12 protein-coding genes and 1 tRNA gene are annotated in these 12,966 nt (G+C 62.0%); 7 read left to right on the forward strand and 6 right to left on the reverse strand.

What is annotated here, in order from left to right; translation table 11 throughout:
- The first annotated feature begins 104 nt into the window (after nt 1–104).
- A complete protein-coding gene (locus H8S62_RS00410; RefSeq protein WP_155145381.1) occupies nt 105–395 on the forward strand; it encodes an AAA family ATPase in 291 nt (96 codons plus the stop codon).
- A gap of 44 nt (nt 396–439) precedes the next feature.
- On the opposite strand, the gene H8S62_RS00415 is transcribed toward H8S62_RS00410, so the two are convergent.
- Nucleotides 440–1,438 carry a WYL domain-containing protein gene (locus H8S62_RS00415; RefSeq protein WP_186918143.1) on the reverse strand — a complete coding sequence of 333 codons (999 nt, stop codon included), beginning with the start codon at nt 1,436–1,438 and terminating at the stop codon, nt 440–442.
- Nucleotides 1,438–2,670: a helix-turn-helix transcriptional regulator gene (locus tag H8S62_RS00420; protein WP_186918144.1), complete on the reverse strand. Its 1,233-nt coding sequence runs from the start codon at nt 2,668–2,670 to the stop codon at nt 1,438–1,440. The genes H8S62_RS00415 and H8S62_RS00420 overlap by 1 nt, the downstream gene beginning before the upstream one ends.
- Before the next feature lie 271 nt (nt 2,671–2,941).
- On the opposite strand from H8S62_RS00420, the gene H8S62_RS00425 reads away from it, so the two are divergent.
- The 6 genes from H8S62_RS00425 to H8S62_RS00450 all read left to right on the forward strand — a co-directional run bounded on the left by H8S62_RS00425 (nt 2,942) and on the right by H8S62_RS00450 (nt 9,316).
- A tRNA-Met gene (locus H8S62_RS00425) sits at nt 2,942–3,014 on the forward strand.
- Nucleotides 3,015–3,154: 140 nt separating this feature from the next.
- Nucleotides 3,155–4,618 carry a DUF2828 family protein gene (locus tag H8S62_RS00430; protein WP_186918145.1) on the forward strand — a complete coding sequence of 488 codons (1,464 nt, stop codon included), beginning with the start codon at nt 3,155–3,157 and terminating at the stop codon, nt 4,616–4,618.
- Nucleotides 4,619–4,689: 71 nt separating this feature from the next.
- Entirely contained in the window at nt 4,690–5,898 is a 1,209-nt protein-coding gene (locus tag H8S62_RS00435; RefSeq protein WP_186918146.1) for an RtcB family protein, read from the forward strand.
- A 15-nt stretch (nt 5,899–5,913) separates the two neighbouring features.
- Nucleotides 5,914–6,666 carry a nucleotidyltransferase domain-containing protein gene (locus H8S62_RS00440; RefSeq protein WP_186918147.1) on the forward strand — a complete coding sequence of 251 codons (753 nt, stop codon included), beginning with the start codon at nt 5,914–5,916 and terminating at the stop codon, nt 6,664–6,666.
- A gap of 637 nt (nt 6,667–7,303) precedes the next feature.
- Entirely contained in the window at nt 7,304–7,861 is a 558-nt protein-coding gene (locus H8S62_RS00445; protein WP_186918148.1) for a DUF2284 domain-containing protein, read from the forward strand.
- A 99-nt stretch (nt 7,862–7,960) separates the two neighbouring features.
- The gene (locus H8S62_RS00450) at nt 7,961–9,316 is read left to right on the forward strand and encodes a uroporphyrinogen decarboxylase family protein (protein ID WP_186918149.1); all 1,356 of its coding nucleotides are present in this window, start codon (nt 7,961–7,963) and stop codon (nt 9,314–9,316) included.
- Nucleotides 9,317–9,403: 87 nt separating this feature from the next.
- Here the strand turns inward: H8S62_RS00450 and yajC are convergent, their stop codons facing one another.
- From yajC to deoC, 4 genes are all read right to left on the reverse strand, one after another.
- Nucleotides 9,404–9,724, reverse strand: a complete 321-nt coding sequence (gene yajC / locus H8S62_RS00455) for a preprotein translocase subunit YajC (protein WP_155145365.1) — start codon at nt 9,722–9,724, stop codon at nt 9,404–9,406.
- A 4-nt stretch (nt 9,725–9,728) separates the two neighbouring features.
- The gene (locus tag H8S62_RS00460; protein WP_186918150.1) at nt 9,729–10,928 is read right to left on the reverse strand and encodes an iron-containing alcohol dehydrogenase; all 1,200 of its coding nucleotides are present in this window, start codon (nt 10,926–10,928) and stop codon (nt 9,729–9,731) included.
- Between the two features lie 4 nt (nt 10,929–10,932).
- A complete protein-coding gene (locus tag H8S62_RS00465; protein WP_155145361.1) occupies nt 10,933–12,144 on the reverse strand; it encodes a helix-turn-helix domain-containing protein in 1,212 nt (403 codons plus the stop codon).
- Between the two features lie 97 nt (nt 12,145–12,241).
- Nucleotides 12,242–12,949 (reverse strand): deoxyribose-phosphate aldolase, encoded by a 708-nt coding sequence (deoC, locus tag H8S62_RS00470; RefSeq protein WP_186918151.1) that lies wholly within the window; start codon nt 12,947–12,949, stop codon nt 12,242–12,244.
- Nucleotides 12,950–12,966 lie beyond the last annotated feature (17 nt).

Below are 12,966 nucleotides of genomic sequence, written 5' to 3' on the forward strand. Positions count from 1 at the left end.
AGAAAGGGTTGCGGCCCGCATTTTTTCTGCGACTGGCGCGCCGCCCAGGTCCTTTTCCAGTTCATTTTGTACTGTCGCCTCTGGCGGCAGAATGGAGGTTCGCTATGGCTGCACAACCACAGGTACGGTTTTATCTGGGGGCCAACTCCCCCGCGGGATTCTACTCCCTCTACGACCAGCTCATCGACCCCGCCGTTGCGGAAAATATTATTATTCTGAAGGGCGGCCCGGGCTGCGGGAAGTCCTCGCTCATGCGCAAGGTGGCCCAGGCCGCCGAGGATAAGGGACTCAGCGTGGAATACATACAGTGCTCCGGCGACCCGGACTCCCTGGACGCGGTGCTGATTCCGGCGATAAAGACGGCGCTGGTGGATGGTACCGCGCCCCATGAGTGAGCAACCAAAGGACACTTTTCCGGGACAGGCTGCTGCGTAAACCGCTATGAGGGCCCGGCGCCGGCCCATCCAGCGCCGCCAGCGGAAAGGCAGGCCTGCCGCAGCACCCGCTCCCGCATCAGCTCCACGAAGCGCGCCGGGCCCAGCACCCGGATGACCGGGCCGAAGCCCAGCAGCCGGATGAGGACCTCGGTCTCATCATCCCGCTGATACCACAGCCTGACGGTGCAACTTTTCGTCTTCTCGTCATACTCGCTCTGTTTTTCATAGGAGGAGAACTCCACCATAAAGCGCTCAATGCCGTTGCGCTCGCCGGTGACACAGAGGAGCAGCGGCTCCGCACAGCGGTGTCGGCGGCGCCAGCCATCCAGGTCCAGGCGGCCGCAGTATCGCTCGGCGGACGGCCCTACCTCCCGTATGCGGCTCAGGTTGAGGACATGATAGCCCTGAAAGGCCCTATGCCATGCCTTGGCGGTGTAGACCCGGAACTTGTCGTCCTTGGCGGAGTACTCCAGCCGCAGGGGCCGGTGGTCGCCCAGGCGGAGGCGGCCCTTGGGCGGCGCGTAGGCCAGGCGCAGGAAGGCCCCCTCCCGCAGGGCGGTCAGGATGGCCTGGAACCGCCGGCGGTAGTCCGGGTCGGCGTAGTCGTCGCCGTCCAGATAGCGGTCAAAGTACAGAACATCCTCCTGCCGGTAAAGGGGCTCCACATCCCGAAGGGCTTTCGCTAAATGAGTCAGCTGTTCGTCGGTGAGAAAAAGCCGGATGCGCGGGTCGTCCAGCAGGGCCTTCAGCCAGGAACACTCCAAAGCCGTCACAGGCAAGACCGGAGGATGCTCCAGTCTGGAATAGAACAGCCCCTCCCGCTCCTCCAGCAGCGGCCAGGCGTTCTGGTCCAGCAGTTTGGGAATGAGCTGGAGGGTGCTCTCCCCATAACCCCGCGCCCCCACCAGAGCCTCCATCTGGCGGCGATTCAGCGGTGCGGCGCGGAGGATCTCCGCCACCACCTCGTAGTAACAGCCGTAAACCTCGGAAAAGAGTTCCATTACACCTCACCCCCGTAAATCCCTGCCATACGGCGGACGTCGTCATAGAAGCGGTCGATGGCGCGCTGATCGTCCCCCTCAAGCGCTACGATGCGCCCCATGAAGGTCTTGACCCAGTTCATCATCTCGCCCACGTCGTGGACCTCGTTTGTGTAGCGCCAGAGGCCGGGCTCCAGCCGGGCCACCTCGCCGCCCCGGCCCTCCCGGTGCAGACGCTGGATGATATGGGGTTCGTGCTCCTCGTCCACCGCCACCGTCATGGAGAAACGCTGGGTCCGTTCGTTGCCGGGCAGGGCGGGACCCCAGGCGTGGGCCAGGCGGAGCTCCGCCAGGGCGCGGTAGTTCTCATCCCCATCCTGGCCGGGGAGCGGCGTCAATGCCTTGATATAGTCCAGGCGGAAGGTGGAGAACCGCCGCTGGTCCAGGCGGCGGGCCACCAGATAGCGCCGCCCGCTCTGAACGCTCACCATGAGCTTCACCGGCACCACCCGGCACACGCTCTCCCGCCCGTCCCTCCCGCTGACATTGGTCAGCTCAAGCCGCCGGCCGGCCCGGAGGGCCTCCAAAATGGTGAGGAGAATCTGGTCCTCCAGGGTGTGAACGATGAAGTGGTGTTTAAATCGGATTTGAGCGTCCCCATCCCCGGTGCGGCCGGCGAGAAAGCTGCCCAGCACCGACAGCGGGGCCGTCTCGCCGAAGAAGCCCAAAAACTCTTTAAGGCCGGTTTTATCCGGGAAAAGCGCATCCAAAGAGCAGGGCGAGAGGGCGTAGCACAGCCTCCGGCCCTGCTTTTGCATGTCCAAAAGACCCAGCTCGCCGTACTCCTTCAGCTTCCGCCGGACAGTGGACAGCTCAAACAGCCGCTCGCAGCGATCCGCCAGCTCATCTGTAACCTCCTCGGCGTGGCGGGGACGGCCGTCGGAGAGCAGGTCCAGCAGATAGAAGTGGAGGGTGATGTCGTTATCGGTGAAGCTCTTGGACTGCCAGGCCCGGTAAAGGGGATTGGAGGGCAGCCCGGAGGCGTCCACGGAGAGGAAGACGGCCTTCCCGCCCGGACGGTACTCCCAGCGCAGCCCGTCACCCAGCCAGCTCTCGATCCGCCGGCGCTCGTTGTCGTAGGTGCGGGCACTCTTTTGTCCGAAGTCCTCCCGGGTCTTGAAGCCGAAAATCAGAAAATCCCGCATATAGTCCCGTACCCGGTCAAACCGCTTGACCAGCTCACTGTAAGCCATGCCGCCACCTCCCCTTATCTGTCAGTTTACGACAAAACGGGAGACCTCGCAACTTTTTTGGAATGAAAAGTTTTCCTCTCTCGGTTATGATTGGAGTATGAAAGGCGCGGACAGCAAAACCTTCTCCGACAGTGCGTCGCATGGCGCTGCACTGAATGCCGGACTTGAAAACCCGGTACGCGCCTTGCATCAAACGCACCAACAGCAATCCTACATACAGCTGTTAACTGTAAATCGTAAACGGTGCGTTGTCAAAAGGCGTCAACAGCAGCTTTTCAATTGCTAAGTGGTAAAAGCGCCTGGCTCATAACCAGGGGACGCGGGTCCGAATCCCGCTGAAATGGCGCCTTGTATCTCTGAAAGGCACAGACAGCAACCAAAACTTGGTCATTCCATTCAGGAACGTGGTTCAACTCCACAACACCGGGCAACCGGCGTCGAAACTGTGCCTTGAAACCGTCAAGCAGGTAAGGAGGTCATCATCATGCTTGCGTTTTTGAAAAAAGAAGCCCTGTCCACCCGCACGGAAAACGGTGCGGCCGCCTACGCCACCACCATGAGTGGCTGCCTGGACCTGTTTTCCACCGTCGGCGCGCTCCGCGCCGCCCCCGAGGCGGAGATTGCGGACCGCTTCACCCGGGCCTGGGCCGAAAACCCCGACCTGGCAATGAAAATCGCCTTCTTCGCTCGGGACGTCCGGGGCGGCCTCGGCGAGCGCCGGACCTTCCGGGCCATGTTAAAGACCCTCTCCGCCTTGGCCCCCGCCTCGGTGGTCAAGAACCTGGCGAACATCCCTGAGTACGGCCGCTACGACGACCTGATGACCCTGCTGGATACCCCCTGCAGAGGACAGATGCTTGTCTACATAAAGAGCCAGCTCGCCAAAGATACCGCCGCACTCGGCGCTGAGGGGGAAACTGTCTCGCTGCTCGCTAAGTGGCTCCCCTCGGTGAATGCCAGCAATGCCGGGACCGTCCGGGCCGCCAAGCAGGTGGCCCGCGCTCTGGGGATGAGCGACGCCCGGTACCGCAAGACCCTCTCCGCGCTCCGGGCCAGAATCGCCCTCCTGGAGAACAGCCTCCGGGAGCGGGATTACACCTTTGACTATGCCAAGCAGCCCTCAAAGGCCATGCTTAAGTACCGCAAGGCGTTTCTCCGTAACGACGGCGCACGCTATCAGGCGTTTTTGGAGCAGGTCCGCGCGGGCGAGGCCAAGCTGCACACGGGGACCCTGTACCCCTACGAGCTGGTGGCCCCCATCCTGAACGGCACAGTTTCCGAGGCCGAGCGCCTCACACTGGACACCACCTGGAAGGCCCTGCCCGACTATGCCGGGGACGGCGACGCCCTGGTGGTGGTGGACGGCTCGGGCTCCATGTACTGGAGCGGGGCGCAGCCCATGCCCGCCGCGGTGGCATTGTCCCTGGGGCTCTACTTCGCCCAGCGCAACATTGGAGCGTTCAGGGGTCACTTCATCACCTTCTCCGGCCGCCCCCGGCTGGTGGAGGTAAAGGGCCGGGACCTCTACGAGCAGGTGAAGTACGCCGAGAGCTTCAACGAGTGCGCCAATACCAATGTTCAGGCGGTCTTTGACCTCATCCTGCGCACGGCGGTGAAGAACCGCCTGAAGCAGGCAGACCTGCCCGCCGCGCTGTACTTTATCTCCGACATGGAATTCGATTCCTGCGCGGAGCACGCGGATCTGACCAACTTTGAGTACGCCCGCCGTGCTTTCGAGGCCAAGGGCTACAAGCTTCCCCGCGTGGTGTTCTGGAATGTGGCGAGCCGTGCGCTTCAACAGCCCGTTACCATGAACGAGCAGGGCGTGGCGCTGGTCTCCGGCTGTACGCCCAGGCTCTTTGAGATGGTGCTGGGCGGCAATCCGTCCCCCTACGCCTACATGCTGGAGGTTCTGAGCGCACCCCGCTACCGGGACATCGCCGCATAAGCAGGAATATGAGTGAGAAAGAGGGGGCATGTCCCGCTGGAGGATGCGCCCCCTGAAGATAGGTGAACCATATGATCGAAATTACCGGCGCGTATAACACCGCCAAAGTGTTTATCGACGCGATTGACGAGACCACTCGGGCGCAAATCGCCCTCATGTGTGACCAGGATTATCTGGTCAACTGCCGTATCCGGGTGATGCCCGACACCCACGCGGGCAAGGGCTGCACCATCGGCACCACCATGACCCTCCACGACAAGGTGGTGCCCAACATGGTGGGTGTGGACATCGGCTGCGGCATGGAGACCGCCATTCTGGACGAGAAGTCTCTGGATCTGGAGGGCCTGGACCGCTTTATCCGTGCCAACATCCCCGCGGGGATGGAGATACGGGAGCACCCCCACGCCTACCAGGCCCAGGCCGATTTGCGCGCGCTGCGCTGCTTCGGCCAGATCAACGAGCACCGGGCCCGCCACTCCATCGGCACCCTGGGCGGCGGCAACCACTTCATCGAGGTGGACCGGGACGATGAGGGGACGCTGTATCTGGTCATCCACTCCGGCAGCCGTCACCTGGGCACCGAGGTGGCCCGCTGGTACCAGGATGAGGGCTACCGCGCCCTCTCCGGCAGCAGCAGGCGCCAGCTTCAGGAGCTGATGGAGACCCTAAAGGCCCAGGGCCGCTTCCAGGAGATCGAGACCGCCCTGCGGGAGGCCAGGAAGCGCCGCCCCGCCGGGGCAGTCGCGCCGGACCTGGCCTACGTGGAGGGGGACCTCTTCGACGATTACCTCCACGACATGAAGCTCACCCAGCGCTTCGCCCTCTTGAACCGCAAGGCCATGCTGGGCGAAATCGTGCAAGGCCTGGGCCTGACGGTGCGGGAGACCATCAGCACCATTCACAATTATATCGACACCGACGCCATGATCCTCCGCAAGGGGGCCGTCTCCGCCCAAAAGGGGGAGCGCCTGCTCATCCCCATCAATATGCGGGACGGGAGTCTTCTCTGTGTGGGCCGGGGCAACGAGGACTGGAACTGCTCGGCCCCCCACGGCGCGGGCCGCCTTATGAGCCGTCACGCGGCAGCGTCAGTCTTCACGGTGGAGGAGTTTTGCCGCTCCATGGAGGGCATCTACACCACCTCCGTGGGCCGGGATACCCTGGACGAGTGCCCCATGGCCTACAAGGACATGTCCGCCATCGTGGACAACATCGGCCCCACGGCTGAAATAAAGAAAATCATCCGCCCCATCTACAACTTCAAGGCGGGTGAGAGATGAAATGAGGCGAGGACCTTGAGAGAGGTCATCTTACAAAAACTGCAGGAGATTGAGCAGGCCGAGGGCGTCACCATCCTCCACGCCGTGGAGTCGGGCAGCCGCGCCTGGGGCTTCCCCTCCCCGGACAGCGACTACGATGTGCGTTTCTTCTATGTCCGGAGTACAGAATATTATCTGCGCCTGGACAGGACCCGGGACGTGATCGAGCGTCCTATCGACGAGGTGCTGGATATCAACGGCTGGGATCTGGACAAGACCCTGCGCCTGCTCCACACCTCCAACCCCACCCTTTTCGAGTGGAGCCAGTCGCCCATCGTCTATCGGACCACAGAGCTTTTTCAGTCCTTCCTGCCCACCATCCGGACCTGTTTCTCGGCCAAGCCCGGCCTGTGGCACTACCTGAGCATGGCTGAGGGCAACTACCGGGAGTACCTGAAGGGGGAGCGGGTCAAGGCAAAGAAGTATTTTTACGTCCTCCGCCCCCTCCTGGCCTGCCGCTGGATTTTGGAGCGGGGCACGCCCCCTCCCATGCTGTTTTCCGGGCTGGTGGAGACCCAGCTGGAACCGGAGCTGCGGCCCTTGGTGGAGGATTTGCTCCGTCTTAAGATGGATACGCCGGAAATCGGGCTGATCCCCCGTATCGACAAACTGAACGCCTTTATTAAGACAAATTTGTCGGTGCTGCGCACACAGGTAGAGGCCCTGCCGAAAGAGACGCCGAAGGATTGGCGGCCTCTGAACCGGATGTTCTTATCCGCGCTTTCATAGGCGGCGACAAGCCAGGCGGCACTCATCAATTGGTACTTGATTGGCACAGCCGCGCATAGGTAATACCGGACGGGAATCCCCGTCCGGTATTACTTTTGCCGAGGTGCAGTGATGAAAGAGACCCTTTTTGACGTAACGGAAGCCTTTCAGTCCTCCGATGAGGAAACCCGCAGACAGCTGCTGCAGGCTAAAATAGACCTGTATCTCAAGGGGCGGCTTACGCGTTGTGAATCGGAAGAGAACTAGGGTGGATCTGAAAAGTCGGGGTGGGGTAGATTTCGAGCGGAAAAGGCGTCATGCAAGCCGTTTTTTGCAGGAATTCTGGGTGGATTCCTGCGAAAAACGGCGCGGCAGGCCCCAGTTTCCGCCGAAAGACGCGCCGCCTGGACTTTTCAGCTATACCCTAGTACGCGCTTCCTCTTGGAACTTCTACGGCGGCACGGACTTTACCGGGCGGGTTTTTCCCGTCCGGTCTTTTTTATCGAAGTGCGTACGAAATTACCAGAAAGTCCGTGCGTCCCTTCCTTGACGGTTTTCTACTTCCGGCGTGTAATAGAGATAGCAGCGGACCCTCCGAAGGGGGGTCGCTGAAGCAGGGCGCGGACGGCGCTGTCCGTGCGGGAGAGGAGGCGGCGATATGCCGCTGGACAAGGTGATTTTTAACTGGGCGCAGGCCGCCGGCTTCACCCATGTGGGACGGCTGGAGCGGTCCGCGCTACGCTTTCTGCCCGAGGTGCGTGAAATGTGCGCCTCAGACCGCTGCCGCAGCTACGGCAGGAATTGGACCTGCCCCCCGGCCTGCGGGAGCCTGGAGGAGATTACCGCCCGGGCCGCGCACTTTGGCAGGGGCATTCTGCTCCAGAGCACCGGCACGCTGGAGGACGACTTCGACCTTGACTCCATGCTGGAGGCCGAGCGGCTGCACAAGGAGCGATTTCTCCGTCTGCTGGATCGCCTGGATGCGTCGGGAGAGCCGGTACTCCCCATGGCCGCCGGCGGGTGTACCCTCTGTGAGCGCTGTACCTATCCCGGCGCGCCCTGCCGCTTTCCCCGGCGTGCGGCCCCCTCCATGGAGGCATACGGCCTCTGGGTCAGCAGGGTGTGCGAGGATTCGGGCCTCCCTTACCACTACGGACCGCGCACCATTACCTACACCAGCTGTATCCTCTATGATACGGACGACAAAAGAGGATAAAATGAAACAAAAATACAGGAATCCTTTCTATAAGAACCGACAGCCATGCCGATATAATGATACTGGCATTCAAAATTAAATCGTAAGGGAGAGACTATTATGCTTCCGAAGGAAATCCTGTTTCAGACCCTGCGCCATGAAACGGCCGGTCAGACCGCCTGGGTGCCGTTCGCAGGCATCCACGCGGGCAAGCTGCTGGGCTACGACGCCACCGAGGTTTTGACCGACGCGGACAAGCTCTTTGCCTCCCTGATGGAGGTCAACAAGCTCTATAAGCCCCATGGCCAGCCTGTGGTGTTCGACCTCCAGCTGGAGGCCGAGTGTCTGGGCTGCGAACTGGTCTGGGCCAAAAACAGCCCGCCCTCGGTGGCCTCCCACCCCCTGGCCGAGCACATGGAGGTCCCCGCCGACAGCACCATCCCCTCCAAAGAGGACGGACGGCTGCCCCTGGTGCTGGACGTGATGCGCCGGATGAAGGCCGCCGTCGGCGATACCACCGCCCTCTACGGTCTCATCTGCGGCCCCTTTACCCTGGCCTCCCACCTGCGCGGCAACGATATTTTCATGGATATGTTTGACGACGAGGACTTTGTCTGCAGTCTTCTGGACTACTGTGCCAGGGTGGGCATGAGGATGGCGGAGTACATGGTGGAGGCGGGTATGGACGTCATCGCCGTGGTTGACCCGCTGATCTCCCAGATCTCCTCCGCCCATTTCGAGGCGTTCATGACCGCACCCTTCACCAAGCTGTTTGACCATATCCGCGTTCTGGGCGCCTTCTCCTCCTTCTTTGTCTGCGGCGACGCCACCCGAAACATCGAGGTCATGTGCAGGACGGGGCCCGACTCCATCTCCGTGGATGAGAATGTGGATCTGAAGGGCGCCAAGGCCGTCACGGACCGCTACAACATCTGCATCGGCGGCAACATTCCCCTTACCACCGTCATGCTCCACGGCACCCAGCAGGACAATATGAAATGGGTCGTGGAGCTGCTGGACAGTCTGCCCGACAAACGCAACCTCATTGTGGCCCCTGGGTGCGACATGCCCTACGACGTTCCCGTGGAAAACGGCATCGGCGTGGCCCAGGCGGTTCTCCACACGGACGAGGTGCGGGAGATGGTGAAAAACTATGTGGCCGCGGAGGACGACGTCCAGATCGAGCTGCCCGACTACGCGCACCTGGCAAAGCCCCTTGTCGAGGTGTTCACCCTGGACTCCGCCACCTGCGCCGCCTGCACTTACATGATGGGCGCCGCCAAAGCCGCCAAAGCTGATTACGGCGACAGGATCGACATGGTGGAGTACAAATTCACCGAGAAAGAGAATATCGCCCGCTGCAAAAAAATGGGCGTGCCCAATCTGCCCTCGCTCTACATTAACGGCAGGCTGAAATTCAAATCCATCATCCCCAGCCGGGACGAGCTCGCAGCCGCTATCGAAGAGGCGCTTTGACGCCTGAGACGGCACATCGCCGGACGGATTACCGTCCGGCGATGCTTTTTATCCCATAGGCAGCCGGGCGCTTCCGTGCCTTATGCCCTACTCTTCCCGATTGAGGGAGATGGTGCGGATGCGCTTTTTGCCCCCGCTCTCCTCCGGGGGCAGCACGGCACTGCGCAGCACCTCCAGCTCGGTGCGGGCTTTTCCGGTCTCTATGAGAATCAAATCCCCGTTCACTGCGGTGACAGTACCGTGAATTCCGGCCCGGATGCTCACCTGGTCGCCCGCCTTCACCTCTCTCTGCGCCTGCTCCTTCTCCCGCCTGGCCCTCTTGTCCGGGCGGAGGAAAAAGAAATAGAGCACGGCCAGGAGGGCCGCCAGCAATACGGCGTTGACCCAGATCATCTCTGTCTGCGGCATGGTACTACCCCCTTTCTCTCATGGCAGTGCACACATAGTCTGCGGCGCTGTCCAGGAGCGATCGGCCGCTGAGATAGCGGAGGATGGTATAGCGCTTCTCCGGACCGGCACAGGCGCGGAGCATCTCACGCAGCGCCCCTTCGCCGGCCAGGTAATCGGTGAGCTTCCCGCCGATGCCGGACTGCTCCAGCAGGGCGTATACGGTATCCGAAGGGAGAAGGCTCTCCCGGAGCTCCGCCTGAATGGGCGCCAGCTCCGGCGGTGCGGCGGTATCCAGCAAAAACTCATAGAGCAGTGTGGCGACCAGCGTACCGAAGCCCACCGATGCGCCGTGGGAGGGCGGAAGCCGCCCGGCGGCGATCGCCGACTCCACCAGGTAGTGGGAGAAAATGTGCTCGCTGCCCGAGGCGGGACGGGTATCCTCGCAGAGGGCCATGTTGATGCCCGTAAGCACCAGCGACTCGGTGAGGCGCAGCACCTGCCCGGGGTCCCGGGACAGCAGGGCGGCGACCGCTGCTGTGTCCCCGCACCAGCCGGCGCTCTCCGCCGTGAGTCCCGCGATACGCGCGCAGTAGTAGTCGCCGTTGAAGGTCCTCGCGAGAACCCAGTCCGGAAGGGCTGTGCGCTTGCCCAGCATATCGCCGTATCCCGACCGGATGAGGTCCATGGGCGCGGAGCACATGACCTGCGGATCGGCAAATATGCCCGCGGGGAACCGACAGTCCTTCAGCACCTTTTTCTTCCCGCCGATCATCATTCCGGCCACGTTGGACGCATAGCCGTCCATGGAGGGGCAGGTCATGACCAGTACGAAGGGCTTACCCGTGCGGCTGCCCAGGAAGCGGCCCAGGTCCGTCACCGTGCCGCCGCCCACGGCGATAATGCCGTCTATTTCTGCGGTCATATCCAGCAGCGCCGTCCCCACCGTCCGCTCGTCGTTGACCAGCGGGGCGCTGCCGCCGAACTCCCGTACGGTCAGGCTCCAGCCCCGCTCCGTCAGGCGGCGGCTGAGCGGCGCATTCATGGCCTCGCAGGTATGGGCGTCGCACAGCAGCAGGGCCCGCCTGCCGCCCAGGAGCTGTTCCATCCCGGCGGCGGGGTCGGAGCGCCACATGTCGCAGTCGATACGGCGGATTGGAACCCTGTGGGCGCGCCCACAGGCGCAGGGGATGGGCCTGGAGAGATATTGGTCAAATGAACTCATAGAATTACTCGCCTCCGTCCAGTTTTCCTTGGCAATGGCGGTACTTCCCGGGCGAGACGCCCACCAGCCTGCGGAAGCATTTGGTGTAGTAGCTCTGATCCACAAAGCCCACCATACAGGCCACGTCCGCCAGGGCAATACCGCTGTTTAGGAGCAGCTGTTTGCTTTTTTCAATCCGGGTCTGAATAACGAAATTGGAAAAGGTTGTGCCCGTCTCCTCAGCGAAGAGCTTTGAAAAGTACGAGCGGCTGAGATAGACCATTTTGGCCGTCTGCTCCAGGGTGATCTTCCCTGCGTAATTTTGGCGGATATAGCTGATCGCCTTGGAGATGGCATAGGAGTGCTTGGCGCTGTTGGCGTCCTGCACGTAGGAGGCGCAGCAGCTTGCGGCCGAGGCCACCAGCACGCCCATCTCCTGGGGCACCGCGCATTTCTGGAATTCCTGAAAGTACTTGTCGTTCAGGCTGAAAATGGTCTCGATATCCGCGCCCGCGTCGATGGCCGCCCGGCTGATGACGACCAGCAGCTCCAGGCAGCGGGAGCGGGTGGTCTGCAGCTTCCCGCCCGCGGAAAGGATGATATAGCTGAGAAGCTGGCTGATCTGCTGGCGGGCGCCCTCGCCGTCGCCGTCGGAGATAAAATAGCCCAGCCGGCGCTCCATCTCAATCGAATAGCCGGTGGGCGTGCCGTCGCTGTCCAGAGAGGTTGCAAGCCGGAACATATCGTTGATGGTGTCCCACTGGTTTTCCGTGGGGGAAAAGCCCTTGTCCCGGGAGCCGCAGCAGGTGAGCAGCGCCGCCAGAGCCTCGCCCAGGTGATAGCTCTTGCCGGTGTTCATCACCGCGATATGCTCCAGCGCCTCCTCGCTCAGTCCCAGAATACAGTCCCTGTCCGACTCCTCCAGCAGGATGGGCCCGGCCACGATGCCGATGGCGACGCCCGTGTTGCTGTTGCAGTAGGCGGCGACAAAGAGCAGATTCAGCGGACAGTAGTAAGTATAGCGCCCATCCCAGCGCTCCGCCTCCAGGCAGTTTCGCAGATGCACCCGGAAGCAGTCGCAGCCGGCGGTCATACAGGGGCAGTAATCCCTGCAGAAGGCGGGGGGCTCCTCATAAAAGCGCTGGTCCACCAAATTCAGCACGCAGGCGTCCAGGCCGCTGATCTCCTCAAAATGACTGGCATACTTTTTGACTCTTTTATGTAAGGATTCTACCATCGCGTTTCCCCTTTCTGTGCCGAAGGGCTTGACTGCATATAGGAGGCGGGCGCAGTCTACTACGCCAGCCTCCTATATTTCCTACGGTATCACAGGGTCAATACCCCTCTGTTCCTGTTTTCCCTTCGATTATCTTGATGCCGGCGCTGCACCCCAGCCGGTTTGCCCCCGCCTGGAGCATGGCCACCGCGTCCTCATAGGTACGGATACCGCCGGATGCCTTGACCCCCATCCCGGGTCCCACCGTTTTGCGCATCAGCGCCACGTCGTGGGGGGTGGCGCCGCCGACGGAGTATCCTGTGGAGGTCTTGACAAACGACGCGCCCGACCGCTTCGCAATTTCACAGGCGTGTACCTTCTCCTCGTCCGTGAGCAGGCAGGTCTCCAGGATGACCTTGACCCCGGCGTTCCCCGCCGCCTTGACGACAGCCATGATGTCCCGCTCCACCAGGCCCCAGTCGCCCGACTTGACCGCGCCCACGTTGAGGACCATATCCACCTCCATCACGCCGTCCGCCACAGCCTGCGCGGTCTCTGCCGCCTTGGCCTCCGGCGTGTGGGTTCCAAAGGGAAAGCCGATGACGCAGCAGGGCGTCACGGAGCTGCCCCGCAGACGCTTCGCCACAAGGGCTGCGTAGGACGGGTTGACGCATACGCTGGCAAAATGGTGGGCCGCAGCCTCGTCGCAGACGCGCTCAATATCGGAAACCGCAGCCTCGGGCTTGAGGAGCGTATGGTCGATATACCTCGCCAGCGACTCGGGCGCAAAACGTCCGGCCTCGTCGCCGCAGCATTCACACTGCATGGTAATTCCTCCTTTAT

The organism is Lawsonibacter faecis (assembly GCF_014287675.1).
GTDB lineage: Bacteria > Bacillota > Clostridia > Oscillospirales > Oscillospiraceae > Pseudoflavonifractor > Pseudoflavonifractor faecis.